14 protein-coding genes are annotated in these 19042 nt (G+C 40.5%); all 14 read left to right on the top strand.

The genetic code is table 11. The features are described 5' to 3' along the window. Positions 1-98: 98 nt before the first annotated feature. The 14 genes from IEX80_RS26720 to IEX80_RS26785 all read left to right on the top strand — a co-directional run bounded on the left by IEX80_RS26720 (position 99) and on the right by IEX80_RS26785 (position 18414). Positions 99-989, top strand: coding sequence for a hypothetical protein (locus IEX80_RS26720; RefSeq protein WP_188834717.1), 891 nt, complete (start codon positions 99-101; stop codon positions 987-989). Beyond that, positions 982-2907, top strand: a complete 1926-nt coding sequence (locus tag IEX80_RS26725) for a S8 family serine peptidase (protein WP_188834718.1) — start codon at positions 982-984, stop codon at positions 2905-2907. The genes IEX80_RS26720 and IEX80_RS26725 overlap by 8 nt, the downstream gene beginning before the upstream one ends. Before the next feature lie 28 nt (positions 2908-2935). Continuing rightward, entirely contained in the window at positions 2936-3742 is an 807-nt protein-coding gene (locus IEX80_RS26730; RefSeq protein ID WP_188834719.1) for a cupin-like domain-containing protein, read from the top strand. Next, a complete protein-coding gene (locus IEX80_RS26735) occupies positions 3735-4019 on the top strand; it encodes a hypothetical protein (RefSeq protein WP_188834720.1) in 285 nt (94 codons plus the stop codon). Before IEX80_RS26730 ends, IEX80_RS26735 begins: the two co-directional genes overlap by 8 nt. A gap of 9 nt (positions 4020-4028) precedes the next feature. Next, on the top strand, positions 4029-4457 hold the full coding sequence (gene acpS / locus IEX80_RS26740) for a holo-ACP synthase (RefSeq protein ID WP_188834721.1): 429 nt from the start codon (positions 4029-4031) through the stop codon (positions 4455-4457). Between the two features lie 212 nt (positions 4458-4669). Then, on the top strand, positions 4670-5221 hold the full coding sequence (gene flmC / locus IEX80_RS26745; protein WP_188834722.1) for a FlmC family 2OG-Fe(II) oxygenase: 552 nt from the start codon (positions 4670-4672) through the stop codon (positions 5219-5221). A gap of 75 nt (positions 5222-5296) precedes the next feature. Beyond that, on the top strand, positions 5297-6997 hold the full coding sequence (locus IEX80_RS26750; protein ID WP_188834723.1) for an ABC transporter ATP-binding protein: 1701 nt from the start codon (positions 5297-5299) through the stop codon (positions 6995-6997). Positions 6998-7003: 6 nt separating this feature from the next. Next, positions 7004-8836, top strand: coding sequence for a glycosyltransferase family 9 protein (locus IEX80_RS26755; protein WP_188834724.1), 1833 nt, complete (start codon positions 7004-7006; stop codon positions 8834-8836). A gap of 40 nt (positions 8837-8876) precedes the next feature. Continuing rightward, positions 8877-9500, top strand: coding sequence for a DUF4254 domain-containing protein (locus IEX80_RS26760; protein ID WP_188834725.1), 624 nt, complete (start codon positions 8877-8879; stop codon positions 9498-9500). 94 nt (positions 9501-9594) lie between these two features. Beyond that, positions 9595-12642: a lantibiotic dehydratase gene (locus IEX80_RS26765; protein WP_229701778.1), complete on the top strand. Its 3048-nt coding sequence runs from the start codon at positions 9595-9597 to the stop codon at positions 12640-12642. Positions 12643-12700: 58 nt separating this feature from the next. Further along, on the top strand, positions 12701-13582 hold the full coding sequence (locus IEX80_RS26770; protein WP_188834727.1) for a glycosyltransferase family 10 domain-containing protein: 882 nt from the start codon (positions 12701-12703) through the stop codon (positions 13580-13582). Between the two features lie 212 nt (positions 13583-13794). Next, positions 13795-14487 carry an RNA polymerase sigma factor gene (locus IEX80_RS26775; protein WP_188834728.1) on the top strand — a complete coding sequence of 231 codons (693 nt, stop codon included), beginning with the start codon at positions 13795-13797 and terminating at the stop codon, positions 14485-14487. 81 nt (positions 14488-14568) lie between these two features. After that, entirely contained in the window at positions 14569-15549 is a 981-nt protein-coding gene (locus tag IEX80_RS26780) for a FecR family protein (RefSeq protein ID WP_188834729.1), read from the top strand. Between the two features lie 108 nt (positions 15550-15657). Beyond that, positions 15658-18414, top strand: coding sequence for a TonB-dependent receptor (locus IEX80_RS26785; RefSeq protein WP_188834730.1), 2757 nt, complete (start codon positions 15658-15660; stop codon positions 18412-18414). Positions 18415-19042: the final 628 nt, after the last annotated feature.

Genomic DNA, 19042 nt, shown 5'->3' on the forward strand with positions numbered 1-19042 from the left:
AGACCTGACCTGATCATCTTTCCCGGCCATACAAATAAAGTTAACACAGGGCATTCTAATAAATAACCCGTTCGGGGCCACCCAGCAAATCAATTGATATGGAAAATACACTTACATCGCAGGAAGAATATATTGAGCGGTTTATCGCAGGGAATACACTATTTCATAAAGGATATACCAATAATTACAGCATCGAACTTGTAAGTGCGTTGATAGATTTGCCGCAGCTTAAAAAACAACGGATAGATGGCCTGGAGCTGCTCAATAATGCCAGCTATAATTTGTGTGATTTTTGTATCAAATGCCTCTCAGCAATCAAGGCATCCGGAATGCTTTCAGGGGCACGGGCTGTTGAGATCAACACAGTACTAAAAAACTGGAAGTACCTGATCGAGGGGGGGAATTCATTTGCTACCTACGATTACGCAGCGGAAATAACCCGATCCATTAAAACATTCGGATATCCTTTTCTCGAAAAACTTCAATCGGCTGAATTTGAGCATATTCCTGCCGCATTTACAGCGATATCTGGAAAGTTCAAATATTTCGTCAGGGTAAGCTGTTTTTTACAGCCGTTTTTTTTCGAAGAGGCATTCTCTATCGCGCTAAATATTCTGGAGAACAACATTTCGATTTACGCAGCGGTCGAGAGGATAGAGGTAGCTAAAAAAGACTTTCCACTGAGCATCGATAACGGTGAACCGTTTCCAATCTTTAGTATAATTTTTGACTATAACAAAGTACCGGGCCCCGACGATGGCATAATCAAGCATTTCATCGCACTTTATAATCAAAAAACTCAGCATTTAGGATCCGGCCTTACCACCGAATACCCGTATTCAAAAAATGTAGGGGAGGGGCTGACATTGTCCCAGGGGTTCAAAAACTATAAAAAGTACTTGAAATTAATAGACGAACTGGATCATGTGTATGACGGGTCAGACAATTATGCTTTTTCGTTAACGCTCAATAAGAAATCCAATGATTAAAATCGCGATAATAGACGAAGGCGTTGATGCTGGCCATACACGTTTGCTCGATAGTAAAGTTATTGGCTATACTATCAAAGAGAGCGACGGGAATTTATATAGCCTGGGTACAGATCCGCATATGGATGCGACGGGCCATGGAACTGCTATAGCGTCGATCATTCATAAGATAGTGCCTGAAGCCGAACTTCATAGTGTCAGGCTATTTGCTGCCGGAGGAAAGATCAGCGAACAGCTTTTAACAGAAGGTATCAAGCATTGTCTTAACATTGAGGGGCTAAGGGTGGTCAATATCAGCATGGGAATAGCCGTAAGCACTCCGTCCTCCGCTTTATTCAATGCCTGCAGAACGCTTTCTGAATCAGGGGTTCTTATCGTTGCTTCATCTCATAATTTTCCGCACGTGGAGTGCTTTCCTGCCCATTTTCCTTTTGTGTATTCGGTAGGCTGCGGACTTGTCAAAAACAAAAATGAGTACAGTTATAATGAGAACAAAAAAACCAAGGTGTTAGCGAAAGGTGGCCTGCAAAGGATTGCCTGGGCTGATAACGGCTACAAGATATCGTCGGGAACCAGTTACGCTACAGCTCATTTTACCGGAATCCTATCTCGTTTGATTATAGACAATGGCCCAAAAAACGAGCAAGAATTAAAGGCGCTGATCATTAGTAACAGTTCAAAAGATCTCGCGGAATTTATTTATATCTCTAAAAATTATGATATCATCAGTTCAGGAACAAGACAGCTGAACCAGGCAGAGCAGGATGTTTTGGGCAGGAATTTGTTTACACCCGCTAAGATTGATTTTGCTGAAAAAATAGCTGTATTCCCCTCTTCTGAAAAGGAGATCAGAACGATAATCGAGTTTAGGAACCAGATCCGCGGAGAATTGGTCTTGTCTATCGATTATCCCAGAAGTATCTCATCAACCACTGGCAAAACCAGCGCTTCAGCATCGGTTTTTTTGGCTATTAATAGGGAGCCGGGAAAAGAGGAACTCGATTTGTTCGATACTATCGTGATCGGCTATTTCCTTGATATTCCGGTAGAGTCAAATATTATTTTCGGGAACAGGTTATTGAAAAGCTGCATACTGAGTAACAAAAACTTCATCGTTTTTGATAATGATGTATTCGATCACCTGAACCGGCTTGTAAAAGAAATATATCCAGAATATGCCGGCAAAATTCACTTTACCTCCGTCAGGAAAGCAGTAGTTGATGATATAAAAAATTTCCGTCACTTGCCTAAGATCCAGACTTCAGTATTGGCTTGTGTGGGTACGGGGAGTAAACAGGGTAAGTTCACTAACCAAATGAGGGTAAAGGAAATATTATCAGCGCAGGGGTATCGTGTTTCCCAGCTTTCTACTGAACCCCAGGGCGCAGTAGTCGGTTCGGCCTTTACCTTTCCATTCGGGCATAACGCGAACGTTGAAATCAAGTTCAGAGACTGGACAAGTAACATAGAAACGATATTGAGAGGGATCCAGCACTATAATAAGCCCGACCTGATCATCACGGGTATCCAGGGGGGGATTTTGCCCAGGGCTTTCAATATGGATACCTCTAAAGCGGGTTCGATCCTAACACCGATACAATATTTATTGGGGGTGCGCCCCGACGCTATTATTTGCACTATCCACCCTACAGATACTGTTGAACTGGTACAGCAAACCATTCAAACCGTGAAAAACTATTGTAACAGCACTTGCTTGTTTTGTACGATGAGCCCGGTATACAATGAGCTCAAGAATATCAATAACATGTGGGTAAAGAATTCGCGTGTGTTGGAAAAAGATGAGATGAGGGCTATCATGGATGATTTTTCTGTCAAATTAGGGACCCCTGTTTTTGATATCATGGATTTGGAGAATGATGAAAAGATATTGAAATGTATAACAAACTTTTTCTCATGAAAAATAAAACATAATCAGATAAAGCAATATGAAGATGTATCAAAACTTCGTCCGTCATGAGCATGTTGGAGAGGCCGATGTTCATACTGCGGACCTATCAGCACCATTTAAACTGAAAGGTTATATGGAAAAGTGGCCAGCTTTTAAATTATGGGACAGCTCATTTTTGAAAAAGGAATTTGGCCAGGTGGTGTTGAACGCAAGCAAACACTCCAATAAGGACTCCATTTCCCGTACCTTCTTGTTAGAAGATTATTTGCAGTATATGAATAAGACACGGGCTGCCAACCCCTATTATTTAAAGGACTGTAAATTTCATCTCGGAACGAAAATGGAATCGCACTATACTGCCCCCGATATTTTTAATTGTTGGTATAAAATGATTCCTGCAAATCAGCGAAAAACGACTTTGTCCTGGTTGTATATCGGAGCGAAAGGTACTTTTTCCCGGCTGCACCTCGATATCTGGAATACAAGTGCTTGGAACGCTGTGATCTCCGGGGCCAAGCTATGGCTTTTTTACCCGCCCGACAACCGGCAATATTTATATAACGGGGCGGTAAACCCCTTTTTTCCCGACCTGGACAAATTTCCGGGCTTTGCAAATGCCCGACCACTTGTGGCCCTGCAGCGTCCAGGTGAAATTATTTACACGCCAAGTAATTGGTGGCACGCGGTCTATAATCTTGAAAAAGGCTTGTCGCTAACCGAAAACTTTATAAATGATTCAAACTACACTGAGGTGCTCGAATACTTTAAGGAAAAAAGCCCTAAAAGCTATCAGAGCCTCTTAGAATTGATCAACCTAAATAAAACTACCGCATCATATGAATGATCAAATCCATTTAACCGATACCGAAATCAAAAATAAACTACTGGTCATCGTTGATCAGCTGATCAACGCTCAACCTGAATTGCATAATTCAGATACAATGCTGATCGATGATAAGCTTAATGTGTTAATCAGCGAATCCAGCCAGGCCCTTGTATTCATTACAACAATTGAAGATGAATTTGATGTTGAACTGGATGATGACGACATCGATCTGGAGTTTTTTACAGATGTAAATGTCATGACGGCCAGGATAAAACGGAATTTACAGGATCAGTGAAATTAAAATATGCTAAAAATTACATCGGGGGTTGATATTGTTCATATAGCTGAAATCAAAGGCAATATCGAAAAGCATGGTGAGCGTTATTTAAAACGGGCTTTTAGCCCGCGAGAAATAGCTTATTGCGATTCTAAACCTAACAGGTACCAACATTATGCAGTTAGGATCGCGGCAAAGGAGGCTGTCATGAAGGCCGTCAAAACAGGTTGGAACAATGGTGTACAATGGAAAAATATTGAAATAGTAAAAAACAGGGACGGGGCGCCGGCATTGAGTTTTTCTGGGAAGATAAAAGATATTTTGGATGAATCAGGTTTCAACAATCATGATATATCCTTATCTCATAACCAGGAATATGCCGTGGCCTTCGCAATATTTTATCAGGAAATGATAACCGGTATCGCAGCAGATACGGCCGCTTCCTTACTGAAATGATAACCGTTGAAAAGTGTTTTTCCAAGGGCTTCAGTTTAGGGAGCCGGAAACGCTGAGGTGTTTATGCAGGCCTAAAATACTGTGATAATTTGTTTTAGATATAGATAACGGAGTGCTGTGCATGGACATTAAATCATCAATGCACTCCTTACCAAAGCTTTAAATGGGCCGGGCTAAAGCCCGGTATGACCGATAAAAAATTGACCTGATATATGGAATTTAAAACCATCACTATTGAACAGCGGCCAATGTATGTGATTGATAACGCTGTTACGGAAGAAGAGGTTCATGATTTTTATAACCTTGTTACTAATCTGTCATTTACACGAACGGAAAGGGATAACCGCGGAGATGCACATTGTATCTTTAATGCCGAATTCATTCCAGAGAAGGTTGAAACCTCGCTTAGGGTAGGAGTTGTTGCAAGGCAGCTGCTCCAAAAGTTCTTCCCGGACAGCGAGTACCTGTTACAACGCTCCTATATTAATATGAGCCATTACGGAGATATGGCTTACCCGCATAGAGATTGCGCTTTAAGTGCTAAGGATGTTACGGTATTATACTATGCCAATAAAGACTGGGACTATCGCTGGGGCGGGGAAACAATTTTTTACGAAAACCATGAGTCGGAAAATATAGTAATGCCAAAACCCGGGAGGTTTTTAATATTTCCAGGTTTTATTGAACATAAAGGCGCTGTACCTACCCGCGAGTGTGTCAGTTCCAGGTTCACCTTTGCCTTTAAGTATAAAGAAAGACAATGAAAACGGTCAGGAGAAAAAGTCTTAATTAATTGGAGCCCCCGGCAGGCCGCGGATTGGATATAAACAGGAATGAAAATGAAGAGCAGGAAGTCTTTAAAGCTTATAAACAGATACCTTAAATATTTCAGGCCGTATATTTTTGATATTTTCTTATTGATAGTGTTGATGATTATTTCAAGCGCGGGTTCACTGGCTACACCGTACGTCCTGAAAATCATCATTGACCAAATCTTCCCCCAAGGCGATTTTACCCAGCTAATTACGATACTCCTGGTACTGGTACTGGTTTACATATTAAGGATCGTATGCAATCTATGGACTGATATCCTGGATAACAAGATCAGTCAGAATGTAGTAGGCAAGATCAGGATCGATATGTTAAATTCCTTGTTTTTAAAGGATATTGGTTTCTTTAAAAATGTCAATACGGGTGACGTGCTTTTTACCATAATTGACGATGTAAGAAATATACAAACAACATTATCTTCTTTAATATTGAGTTTGTTGAACGATGTGTTCGTAGTTATCGGTATCATCGTCATGCTTTCGGTTCTGAACTTCAAACTCACGCTGATCAGTTTGGTCATCATCCCGATGATCCTGTATAGCATCAGGAGATTTGCACCTTTGATCCAAAAACATTTTAAGGAGGTTCAGGAATCGGAAGGTTTATTGAATAATTTTTTTCTGCAATGCTTTAGAAACATAAGGGTCATAAAGAGCTATGAAGCTTTCAGTTTCGAAAACAAGAAGCTGTTCAATATTAATTCGCAGATATACAGCAGTAATAAAAGCAGCACTTTTTTCAGTTCAATAAATGGTAGTATAGTCACTTTTTTTATCGCCATAGGACCTATCCTGGTTTTGATAATTGGCGGGAAAAGTGTTTTTGCCGGAGCATTGACACTGGGCGCATTAATTGCTTTTATCCAGTATATCAACAGGCTTTATTCGCCGGCAATAAATATCATGAGAACCTATAACCAGATCAATAAGGCAATTATTTCAATGGAAAGGGTGTTGCCTTATCTTCCGATTGATCAAACAGAAGCTGCGGTTCTCCATAAAGCAGTTCTTGCTGAAGACAGAATAGCTTTTGATAAATTGATTTTCGAGAACGTATCCTACCGCATTGATGAAGAAGAAATCGTGTCAGGCCTAAATGCCGAATTCAAAAAGGGGCATATCTACGGGATAATTGGCCCAAGCGGTTCAGGGAAAAGTACAATAATTAATTTGATCTGTGGTTTCCTGTCCCCCTCTGAGGGAATGATAAAAGTCGATGATTCTGTATGTATCAGCCAGATAAAGAATTGGACATCCAATCTCGGATTAATCGAAAAGGAAAACCAGTTGTTTAGCGATACTATTATTTCCAACCTGAAATACGGCAGTGATGATGCCAGTGAAGCGGATGTGGTCAAGGCGGTTGAGCATGCCATGTTTAAAGAGGTTCTTGATCACCGCATCGTTAATTATGATTCTGTGATCACCGACACCGGCTCAACATTATCAGACGGTCAAAAACAGCGTATTTCTATCGCCAGAGCTTTAGTCAAGGCTCCACAGATCATTATTTTCGATGAAGCCACCGCTTCGCTTGACCCAAGCCTCGAGCGTTCGATCATTAACAATTTAAAAAAGCATTACACGGATTCGATCGTCATCATCATCACGCACCGGGTTTCGTCCCTCCAGTCCTTTGACTTCGTTTATGCCATCGAAAAAGGAACGTTTGCTAAGGAAGGTTTACCGGTTTTATTTACCAATAATTAACACTTTATGGAGAATTTACACGATAAGCGGGACATGGATATGCTCAAGCAGCTGGCAAGCCGCAAGAGCGCGCTTGGTACCCATGATCAGATAAAAAAAGTTTTAGTTGTTTGCGGCCTTTGTGATCTGATCACACAATGTAATGTGGATATCCAGATGATCACACAATTGTACATCCCTATCTATATATTCTCCCAGGTTAAAACAAATGTCACTAAGGTAACCGTATTGGATGAAATAATGACTGATTATGATACCTTATGGAAAAGCAATAGTGAACCTATCAGTTTTATTAATCCGTACCTCTCTAAAAATACTTTAGAAAATATTGATCTTCTGAGTTATGATCTGATCATTTTTTACCATAAATACGAGCATCAGCTACTATTGAAACTGGCTGCCGAGCTTGACGTAAAGAGCCGGCTCAGAGATGATGAGCTCCCGGTATTTGCATCTATGAAAGATACAAACGAAAAGAACCGGCAAAGCGTATTTACAGACCTGAACACTTTTATAAACACCATAGGGTTTGACGCGGCGGAAAAAGAGAGAATAAAGAAATTTAAAGAAACTCTTTTTTCAAACTATTTAGGGTTTAACACTTTACAACAGGAAGCGCTGTACCAGAACTTAATTCAAACGATCGTTGATTTAAATACGGCGCGCTCCGGCGGAAATTTTAAACGTATCCTCCTGATCGACGATCAAAAGCGCAAGTTTTACATTGGTGATACCTACTTCTGGCTTCAAAATATCAGAAAAAATATACTCAGCGCTTATCCGGATGCCACGATAACCGTGAACTGCCGCAGTCAGGAAAAAATAGAAAAGATCACGAATATTTTCAGCGATGATTTCGATGCAAGGATAAATATAATCAACAGTTCATTCGAGGAATTACCTTTTCATGATTTTGACCTGGTGTTGTGTGAAAACGATTCAGTCATCTATTTATTATTCTATATCGTTTCCCATAAGAACCATTTTTTCAATCAGGTAAGTTTATACAGTTACGTTAACACGTTTATCAAACAAGTTAGCGAGTTTTCTGCGCTGAACTATAAATATTTATACGATAAACGTATTGCCGGAGTGGACCCTATTGCCCTGATGCTTCAAAATAAGCGAGATGCTGAAATAATGCTCAGGGAGGTTGAAAAAAATTGGGCGGCCGCCTGGCTTGCTGAAAAAGGCCTGAGAACCGGCGAATGCCTGAATGTACTGGTTTTCAATTCCTCGGCCGGGACAAAGATGCTCACAGAAGCCATGGCAACCGAACTGATCCGCATCGTTGCTTCCCAGGAAAATAATAAAGTATTGTTATTTGATGAGGATAAACAAAACCTGTCACAAAAATTAAGGTCAGAACTTCAGGAAAATATTTGGAAAAAAGTTATTGTTTTCGAAGGCCGTGGCTTAAGACAGGCCATGAGTATGATCGCACATCCCCAGGTGAAATTGGTCATGGGCCCCTGCACAGGCGTTATGCACCTTGCCAATGGTGTTTATCAACATAAGCTTAATCAAAAGGAGATCAAAAAGTCTCTATTACCAGACCTGATCGTTTATACAGGAAACTGGAAAGAGTTGCAGCGGTACTACCATCCCAAGCATTGGTGGACCGGGACATTGATCAGGTGCATTGTTTACTCAAAATCAAAGGATGTAGCGGAGGGTGAGTTCAGGGACTTGGCATTGTTTGATGACGGGATCGAATCTTACTGTGAACAGAGCCTGCCGCTTCAACAAATAACGCCGGGCGTTTTTACAGCATATTTTAAAAAGAAAGTATCCCGCCAGCCACTAACCCCGGCAGGATCCAGCAACCAGGGTATTTGATCTTATTGCGCAAATAATATTAAACTAATCAAGTAATACTATGAATCCTAATTTTGCATCATCGGCAATCCGTATTTTTTCTGCTGCGATAAACGATTATCATAGCGAAACAAACCCTCAAAAAATAAACCTGAGTGACCGGTACAGGCACACAAACTTGGAACAATTACTTTACGATAAATGTTGGACAGATTTGGTGCAATGGCATAAGGAAGACGATATCAGGCTCCCTGAAATAGAGCCCCAACATGCATTGGAATTAAAAAGGCAGATAGATCAGCTCAATCAAGTCAGAAATGACATAGTTGAGTGTATTGACGAGACCTTCGGAAAGCAATTTGACGGCATTGTGCCTGTAAATTTTGCTGAAATGAATACCGAAAGCCCTGCCTGGGCTGTTGACAGGCTTTGCATTCTTTGTATTAAAGCTTTTCATATGAACGAGCAATTGTTCAGAGAGGACGTTGATACTTTACATATTAACACCTGTAAGAATAAGCTGATCATTTTAAATGAACAAATTGCAGATTTGTCCAAAAGCGTGGATAAACTACTGGCCGATATACAAAAAGGGCTCAAGGTTATGAAGATCTACCGGCAAATGAAAATGTACAACAATCCGGATTTAAACCCTGTGCTATATGGGGCGCAAAAGCCCGCATAAAATACTATTTAAAGTGCTATCGTAAATATTATTTGATATTTATTCAGACTCTGGTTATTTTGAGTGATATATAACCAAGAATAGATCTGATCTTATGTTTACGTTTCACCCGAAAGTTTTTTTACGTGCCCCTCTTTTAAGTTCCGAAAATTATAATGAAACGCGTTTAGTGGAATTACTGAAAATAAGTTTTTTTCAAAGCAGTATTTTTTTAGCGAATTATGAATTCTATGAACACCTGAAAAAAAAGGATTTTTCTTACGCCTTGCTTTCAGATAAGGAAAAAAAAACGATTTGGAGTTACTATAACAGGATGAGTTTTCGTTCAACACCCTTTGGCGCATTTGCTTCGTTCAGTATACTTAACTGGCAGGACCATGCTGATCAAATTACGCTCCAGGATAAAACGACTTCGAAATTACATCTTTTCGTCGATCACGAGCTAACGTTGAAACTAACGGAAAAACTGCGGCAGGGAACTGGTTATTTCGGAGCCTGGGCGGTTAACCCCACCGTTTACCGCCTCAATAAGGAATTAAGATATATCAGGACAATGCCTGCCGACGGCAATAGCAGGACCTCGTCTCATTTAAGTGCTGTTGAAAATAACAGGGTGATCAGCGCAATCATCAAATTGCTAAGATCAAAACGGCAATCATTCGATGAGTTGATCCTTTATTTGATAGATGAATTTAGTTTTAGCCGTCTGGACGCGGCGGCCTACATTCATATGCTCAGTGAATCTAAGCTAATTCTTTCAGCAATGGAAGGTAGCGTATTAGGGAAAGATTATTTTTTGCAGTTATTGGATTGTGTAAATGAGGGGAACCCCTCAACTATAAAGCAAAGCCGGGAAATACTGGCAGAAATGAGTAGTGTTTCATTCCCTGATCCCCTTACTTTACAAAGTCTCACAGATGGTATTGAAAAAATATTTCCCGGCAAAGAAATGAAGATAGGAAAACGGTTCTTTTATTCGGTGCTGGAACGGACCGCAAGCGGAGGCCTGGACGTCCGCTATCAGCAACAGATCATGGATGTCCTTCCTCTGCTCCAGCGTTTGACTACCGGCAGCAAGCCACCTGCATTGAATACTTTTATCGGGAAATTCAAAACCAAATTTGAAGGCCGGAAAATTCCGTTGCTCCAGGCTTTGGATCCGGACATTGGTATTGACTACGATGGACGGGCATTTTCCTTGAATGAAGATAGCCTTACGGAAAACATTTTTTTTAAACGTAAGGCAGTCGAAGAAGCTTTGATCAATTGGACACCTGTCCACAAGCTTTTGTCGGGCAAATGTCTGAACCTTTATCCCGGCCAGGAGATTTTAATTGCCGACGAAGACCTGAGTATTGATGATCAGGGAAATAACCTGCCCTTGCCACCGTCAATCTCAGTAATGTTTTCGTTAACACCCTGCAATTTGATCCTTGAAGCGATAGGGGGAGTTTCAGCTACCGCTATTACCGGGCGGTTCACTATTTGCAATGCCGATCTGCTCGAAGTTAATAAACAAATAGCCCGGGCCGAACAGGATAACAACCCGGAAGTTGTTTTTGCCGAAGTCAATTGCATTGTTAACTCGCATATTGACAATATAAACAGGCGGGAGCCTGTATACATTTATGAAATACCCGTCAACACCGTTTCTAACCTTGAAACAGCAAATCAGCTGTTATTGTCGGATATGTATTTATCCGTTATCAATGATGAGTTGATCCTGGAATCAAAAAAACTGAAAAAAAGGATCATTCCGAGGATAAGTTCGGCTTATAATTATCAAAGCAACCAGTTGGGGATCTGCCGGCTTTTGGGAGATCTGCAGTATCAAGGTTTACAAACTTCGCTCAAACTGGACTTTGAAAGGGTTTTACCGGATTTGAGTTATTATCCGAGGATACGTTACAAGGATGTAATTATTAGTCTGGCCATGTGGAAGTTATCTGTAGAAGAAATTGTAAGCCTTACAGATAAAAATGATGATGATAATCTTGATGAACTTGCGCGGTTTCTGAAAACCAAGAAAATTCCGGAGAAGCTATCCATCAAACGTTCGGACCAGTTGTTGACATTTGATTTAGGCCATAGGGATGAATCTTTATTTTTTTTAAGATCCATAAAGGGAAACTTTCCGGTGATCATCCAGGAGTATTTGTCTGCGATGCCAGTTGTGATAAACCCAGATAAAAAGGCCCTTGCCCATCAGTTTGTAGCAGCTTTGATCAATAGTAATTCCGTTTACAAGAAGCAGGATCTGACACCGTTCCCCAAAAGCATCCCTGAAAGAGATTTTGTACTGGGTAGTCAGTGGCTTTTTTTAAAAATATACTGCCAGCCCTCTACAAGTAACCTCTTGCTTACTAAATATCTGTTGCCATTTTTAAAAGATATAATAAATAAAGAAGCAGAAACCTGGTTCTTCATCCGCTATACTGATCCTGATTTTCATATTCGCCTGCGTTTATTGGTAAAAGACAAAAAATTTATTTCCGATCTGCTGGTCAGGCTCAGGTCCCGGCTATCGGAGAGTTTAAATTTTAATGTAGTAAGGGATTACAAGGCCGATATGTACAAAAGGGAAATAGAACGATATGGTGCAGATACTATACAGGTGGCCGAGCGTATTTTTCACGCAAGCTCATTATTTATATTGCACTATATCAGGAAGACCCAATTGCCTGGTTTCAGGTACCCATATTATAATTTAGGGCTGATTTCCACACTGCAGATCATCCGGCAGTTTTTCCCTGACATTCAAACGCAGTATGTTTTCGCATGCACTGTTATCAATAATTTTTACACGGAATATGATGATCCTAAGCTATTGAAATATGAAATGGATTTGAAGTTCAGGGAAATCAAAGGGGAAGTATATGATTTATTACGAAAAGAAACTTTTTTGGGGGAGCTAAAGCTTATCAGGTTTAAAAATCTGATGGACAGTGAGATCAATGAATATTTGTCTTCAGGCGAAAAAACAGAAGCAAGAAAGAGCAAGTTTGCTGCCGATATTATCCATATGCACCTCAACCGGCTCTTTGTTTCCAGTCAGCGTGAACAGGAATTCATGGTTTATTTCGTGATCATGAAATACCTGGTCACAGAAATTAATATCCGGAAAGCACCTCTTGATAATTGATTCAGGCGCAAACTTGAATTTACAGTAAAATACAAACGTGTTTTATTTCGATCAAAAAATGAAAACCAAGATCCTTTTGTACAACAACTTTTGGGAAATGGAATGGAACCTTCCTTCCATTTTAGTTCGTGATGGATTCGAGTTAATTAATCAAAGAGCTCATTTTAATGAGGCCGATGTAGTTGTTTTTCATATGCCCAATATGGATAAAGCTGAACTGGAGGCGCTAAAATCCCAAAAAAGAGAAACCCAATTATGGGTGTTCTTTTCTATGGAATGCAACTTACACTATGAATGGCACTCGGAGAAAGCAATAAGGGATCTTTTCGAGATCACAATGACATATAGTAATAAATCAGACATCCCTGTACCTTATTTGTACCCGGGATATGCGAAGCAGGTTTTGAACGCACCTGTTTCAAAACATCATAATGTTAACGCATTTATATCAAGTGGATTTGATAAAAGCGATAGGTTGAGGATACTCAGCGAGCTGATGGGTTTCATCGAAATCGATTCATATGGCAAGCAGTTAAATAATAAGTCCCTTGAGGGAGACCAGGGCCCGTCAACGAAAGCGCAAATAATATCCCAATATAAGTTTACGATCGCATTTGAAAATGCAATTGCCGAAGACTATGTTACCGAAAAATTTTTTGAACCACTAATTGCCGGGTCTGTCCCGGTATATCTCGGGGCGCCCAATATCGATGATTTCGCTCCTGGCGATCATTGTTATGTAAATGTCAGTTCCTTTTCATCTGTAAAGGAACTCGCGCTGCATCTTGTAAACTGCTGTAATGATGATACCCAGTATCAGCAATATTTAAACTGGAAGAATAAGCCACTGAAACAAAGTTTTATGCAGCGCCTCGAACTTGTAAAAAACAGGTTGTTCTTACGTCTCTGTGATTATCTGAATGAACGGTTAAAAGAATAACGTCCCCTGATCATATTACCGCATATATTTTGTCCTTTTTTCGGTAATGCCAAAGAAATGTTGAAGATCTGCCTTATCGTTTTTCCTGCATGCCCCATCCTGTTGTTGGTAACGCCAGAAACGCTGTTGGTGTAAAGTCTTTTATAACCAATATACTAATTATTAATCTTGGAAATAAACGATGACTTGCGCAGCGGGCGTGTTTTTACTGCATGAGCAAAAGTCCTGATGTAATGTGGCGCACCCCATTGCCGAATCGCACTGAAGCGGTTGTAGACAAGCTCCTCATCGCATTTGTGATAATCGAACAAACCGCACATATGGCCTATATAAAAGCAATCACTGACGAAGATCTGATCACTCTCCTTAAAAAGGACAGTAAAGAGGCATTTACAGAAATTTACAGGCGCTATGGTGATAGTTTAACCGGTTTTGCGATGTCGAAACTCCATGATATGGATGAAGCCAGGGATCTTTTACACGATTTTTTTATCAAGTTTTGGGAAAATCGGCGATCGCTTGATGTACACGATAATTTAAAGTCTTATTTATTTCGCGCTGTACGTTACAAAATAGTAGATATTATCAGGCGGAATATTTCAAAAAGGTCCTATGAATCATTGTTGCAGTCATTGGCGGATATGTATGAACCCTCTGTTGAATCGCAGATAGAGGCCGAAGAATTGTCGCTGGCGCTCGTTAAGCTGGTCGACAATTTATCCCCCAGAGTTGGCTTGATTTATAAGCTGAGCAGACACCAGAACCATACGATCAGCGAAATTGCGACGATGTTGAATTTAAGCCAGCAAACTGTGAAAAATCAATTAGGCAGCGCACTAAAATACCTCCGTCAATCAATCAAATATATCAGCCTGATATTGTTGTTACCCTATTTTCTCCTCTAGCTAGAATAATTCTGCAAAAAAAACAAAAATTGTTATAGTACTATCACACGTTTCATCCGACTACTGTGAAAATGCATCAGTATGAGCCGGAACGATATCGCCGAATTATTAACACGCTACCTAGAAGGGCAAACTACGCCGACTGAAAACGAAATGTTGGAGTATTGGCTGGAGCATTATAACCTCAATAATTATTGGAAGCGTCTGGATGAAGCTTCCCGGAAAGAATGGTTGAACTCTTTATTCAGGGATGTTGAAAGCCATATTTTAGCCCCCGAAAGAAACATTAAAAGACCGGGCGCCAGCCCTGTTGTAAGATGGGCGGCTATTGCAGCCGTGTTTCTTGCTTTTCTCGTTTTAACCGCTAAAATGGTTTCGATAAAAAACGGACCGGTAGAACAAACATCAGAAGGGCTTAAAATCCCCCTGACAGGAAATCACAAAGTCGTTCTCCATGACGGAAGCAAAGTTTGGGCTAATTCAGGTGCAACTTTGCGGTACCTCGAAAACTTCAACGTGAAAACCCGGGAGGTTTTTTTAACAGGAGAAGCATACTTTGATGTTCAGCATCAACCATCAAAACCATTTTTGGTACACACCGGTAAGGTTGACGTTACTGTTTTGGGAACTGCATTCAATATAAAATCAGGCGGTGGTTCAAATAAAGTAATAGTAACAGTTGCCAGGGGAAGGGTCAAGGTGAGCGAAGGGAACAAACTCATCGGTTTTCTGAACACTAACGAGCAAGTCATTTTTAACACGGCCAATCATCAATACAGCCAATCCGCTATTAATGCTGCGGAAGTCATAAAGTGGCTGGAAAACGATCTGAATTTTAACGATGTAACATTTGGCCAGGCGGCAATAAAGCTACAGGAAAGGTTCAGGGTCATCATTCGCTTTCAAAATGACAAAATAAAAAGTTCCGTTTTTTCGGGTACTGCCCTACGGGGAAATGATTTAGAAGATATCCTTAAAGTTTTGTGTGCTTTCAACCATGCTTGTTACAAAAAAGAAGCAGATGGAAGCATCCTGATCTTTGAAAACAATATTAAAAATTAAAAATATTAAATAAGTGCAGGGGTAATAATATTTATTACTCAATTTAGAAACAGATTTTTGATCAATCCTCCAAACGTTATGCTATCTATCCTATATAAAAAACAATTAATGCGAAAACAACAACAAAATAGTGTGGCACCCGGAAGTGAATCTTCAGGAGATTTCGCGAAATGGCTATTGATGGCCTTTACTGTTATTGTAATGCTGGTTTTTGCAGATGTACAGCCCCTCCACGCGATGTCTGCAAGGGAAGATAATATTTCTGATACGAAGGTTACCATAGCGCTCAATCACGAGAGTATGGAAGGTGCTTTCAAGAAAATTGAAAGTCAGACCCCGTTTAGATTTTTTTACAGGAAGTCGTACGTTGATCAATTTACCAACCTTAATATGGTCCAAGTTACAACGACTGTAGAGAAACTATTAAATGTGTTGCTTGAAAATACCGCATTGTCTTTCCGTTTGATGGATAAGAATATTTTATTGGAGCCAAAGGATATGCAGGCTTCATATGAAATTTCCGGGCGCCTGGTGGATGTCAAGAATAATCCGGTTGAGTTCGCGACCATCAGTATAAGAAAACGCGACGACACCAAAATAATTCAATCAGCGGTTTCGGCGGCTGACGGAAGCTTCAGGCTTTCGGTTGAAAATAAGGGCGAGTATATTGCCGATATTAAATCAATGGGACTTGACAGTGTATCGATAGCTGTCATTGTCGGTGATAAAACGGCTATCCAGCTCCCGGAAATAACGCTTACTGCCGCTACCAAGGTTTTACAGGAAGTTAGCGTTGTCGCTAAAAAACCAATTATTGAATTGAGAAGCGACCGTTTGGTCTTCAATGTAGGTAATAGTATCAATGGGGTCGGAGAAGATGCGCTGCAAGTCCTCAAGCGGGCTCCGGGCGTTGCAGTATCTAACAACGATATCGTATCCTTAAAAGGAAATTCAGGTGTGCAGATCATGATCAACGGCCGGCCGACGTACCTGGGAGGAGGGGACCTGGCCAGTGTCTTGAAAAATATCCCCGCAGCTAATATCGATCAAATTGAAATCATAAGTAATCCTTCCGCTAAGTTTGACGCCGCCGGAACTGCCGGGATCATTAATATCAAATTGAAAAAGAACAAGAACTTTGGCTTTAATGGCTCTTTAAACCTGAACGGGACCCAAGGCTACACCTCTAAATTTAATGGAGGGATAGACGGGAATTACCGATCTGAGAAGTTCAATGTTTATGGAAGTTATGGCTATGACGACGGCGTATATAAAACCAAGACCTCTATCCTTAGAAGCCAGGAAGTAAACGGCACCCAGGCAACATTTAATCAGCGCTCTGATGAATTCGACGGAAACAAAAACCATTCTTATAAAGCAGGAGTGGATTATTTTATCGATAACAAAAATACGTTAGGTTTCCTTTTTAATGGTTCCAATGGCCGTAATAATGATAATATTTCTGGCAACACGATTATTTCTGACGGTCCGGGAAACATTGATTCCATATTAACCGCTAAAAACAACAGGCTGATCAAAAGGAATAACTACAACTATAACCTCAATTATCAATACACCGATACAAGCGGTAGAACCTTGACCAGCAACTTTAACTATATTTTGCTTGATAGAAAAGAACTCAGTTCCCAGCCTAACCAATACACGGATGCTGCCGGTAATCCCCTGTCCGACCCTTTGATATATTTCATCAACGCGCCAACTAAAATCAATGTCTATGCCGCCAATATAGATTATGAGCAAAAACTGTTTAAAGGGACATTCGGAACAGGCGCAAAGTTTAGCGCCGTTGACTCTAAAAATGATTTCAACAGCTATAACGTAATTAACGGGGAAAATGTGATCAATCCGGAACTCACCAACTTCTTCGATTATAATGAAAAGGTTAGTGCCGCTTATCTCAATTACAATATAACTTTAAAGAAATGGACCTATCAGGCAGGGCTGAGAGGGGAGCAGACATCGTCAGACGGAAGGCTTACTACATTGACCAGCAATGGTAATGAGGTGGTCAAGCGCAGCTATTTTAACCTGTTTCCGACGGCATCCATTGCTTTCAAACAAAATGATCACCATAGCTTTAGTCTGAGCTACAGCAGGAGGATCCAGCGTCCCAATTACCAAAACCTCAACCCTTTTCAAATCCGTATGGATGAGTTGACTTTTTTTCAGGGAAACCCCTTCCTGAAACCTGAGTATTCAAACAGCTTTCAATTGGCTTACGCCTGGCAACAGTATCTGATTGCTTCGGTTGGCTATATGAAAACGACAAACGTAGTTTCTCCGCTGACAGATAGTACGAGCAATAACAGAATCATTTCCAGCTATCAGAACATCGGGGACAACCAAAGTGTGACGTTCAGCCTATCTTCTTCTCTTGATATTAACAGGTGGTGGAGCTTATTTGTCAACACCAATCTATATTATCAGAATTATAAAGGAAGTTTGCCAAACGGAACGGTGAACAACAGTGTAACCACGTTTAGCGCAAACGGTTCATCTACTTTTAAAATCACACCTTCGTTTTCTACAGAGCTGTCATTTTTCTACCGTACCCCGGAGGTTTATGGCGTACTCAAAAACTCCAGCGTTGGGGAAATAGATCTCGGCGCGAAGAAATCCCTGTTCAATGACAGGGCAAGTCTCCGGCTTTCATTCAGCGATCTGTTTCATATGCTCAAATTAACGAGCCGGAGTTATTATTCGGGCTTAAGTCTGGTATCCACACAACAGCCCGAATCCCAGGTATTTAAGATCGGGTTCTCCTATAAATTCGGCCGGTCGCAGATAAAAGCCGCAAGGAACAGGTCGAAAGGTGCAGAAGATGAAAGCGGCAGGTTACACTAACCAGGTATTCCCACAAGTTTGATCAGGTATTTTCGCTATTATTTGATCAAACTATTTTAAATATCGATATAGAATCGCGGATTTTAAACACGTGTTCTATTACGAGCTTGTCAAATTAAAATTAACAACTTGCCCAAAAGCATGATTTTGATAAATTTTTTGATTAAGTGAGATTGAATATCTAACTCGATTATTCGATACGCATCATTTTCATATAGTTTGCCTTAAAAACGATGATTTTAGCATCATCGGAATTTCAATAATAAAAAGTTGCCAATAAAATCGACAACTTGCCTAAAAGTGCCCCGGAGAAATTCGAACTCTCGACCCAACAATCTTGAAGTAGAAAACTTTCACTGAGTGATTTGGTCGTTGAAGCACATCTGGGCTCTCATTGCATAAAATAAACTATGAATCAAGCTTTGATTCTAACGCTTGGTGCCACGGCGAGATTCATTATCGTCTTCTCGTTTCGGTGAACTACGACTGAATCGCTTTACAATTGATGAGATAGCTGGGTTAGCCCACTCAGGCAAATCTTTACTCACAAAAATACCTTCGCGGTTCTGTATTCTTAGCAATGATTTTAGTTCGTATAAATTCCCACTGGCATCGATGAATTCAAGGT

The organism is Mucilaginibacter rubeus (assembly GCF_014643835.1).
Taxonomy (GTDB): domain Bacteria; phylum Bacteroidota; class Bacteroidia; order Sphingobacteriales; family Sphingobacteriaceae; genus Mucilaginibacter; species Mucilaginibacter rubeus.

Coding starts and splice junctions, on each gene's coding strand:
- IEX80_RS26735 (WP_188834720.1), top strand. CDS start 3,735: ATGAATGATCAAATCCATTTAACCGATACCGAAATCAAAAATAAACTA.
- flmC (WP_188834722.1), top strand. CDS start 4,670: ATGGAATTTAAAACCATCACTATTGAACAGCGGCCAATGTATGTGATT.
- IEX80_RS26775 (WP_188834728.1), top strand. CDS start 13,795: ATGAGCAAAAGTCCTGATGTAATGTGGCGCACCCCATTGCCGAATCGC.
- IEX80_RS26730 (WP_188834719.1), top strand. CDS start 2,936: ATGAAGATGTATCAAAACTTCGTCCGTCATGAGCATGTTGGAGAGGCC.
- IEX80_RS26765 (WP_229701778.1), top strand. CDS start 9,595: ATGTTTACGTTTCACCCGAAAGTTTTTTTACGTGCCCCTCTTTTAAGT.
- IEX80_RS26785 (WP_188834730.1), top strand. CDS start 15,658: ATGCGAAAACAACAACAAAATAGTGTGGCACCCGGAAGTGAATCTTCA.
- IEX80_RS26770 (WP_188834727.1), top strand. CDS start 12,701: ATGAAAACCAAGATCCTTTTGTACAACAACTTTTGGGAAATGGAATGG.
- IEX80_RS26720 (WP_188834717.1), top strand. CDS start 99: ATGGAAAATACACTTACATCGCAGGAAGAATATATTGAGCGGTTTATC.
- IEX80_RS26780 (WP_188834729.1), top strand. CDS start 14,569: ATGAGCCGGAACGATATCGCCGAATTATTAACACGCTACCTAGAAGGG.
- acpS (WP_188834721.1), top strand. CDS start 4,029: ATGCTAAAAATTACATCGGGGGTTGATATTGTTCATATAGCTGAAATC.
- IEX80_RS26760 (WP_188834725.1), top strand. CDS start 8,877: ATGAATCCTAATTTTGCATCATCGGCAATCCGTATTTTTTCTGCTGCG.
- IEX80_RS26750 (WP_188834723.1), top strand. CDS start 5,297: ATGAAGAGCAGGAAGTCTTTAAAGCTTATAAACAGATACCTTAAATAT.
- IEX80_RS26755 (WP_188834724.1), top strand. CDS start 7,004: ATGGAGAATTTACACGATAAGCGGGACATGGATATGCTCAAGCAGCTG.
- IEX80_RS26725 (WP_188834718.1), top strand. CDS start 982: ATGATTAAAATCGCGATAATAGACGAAGGCGTTGATGCTGGCCATACA.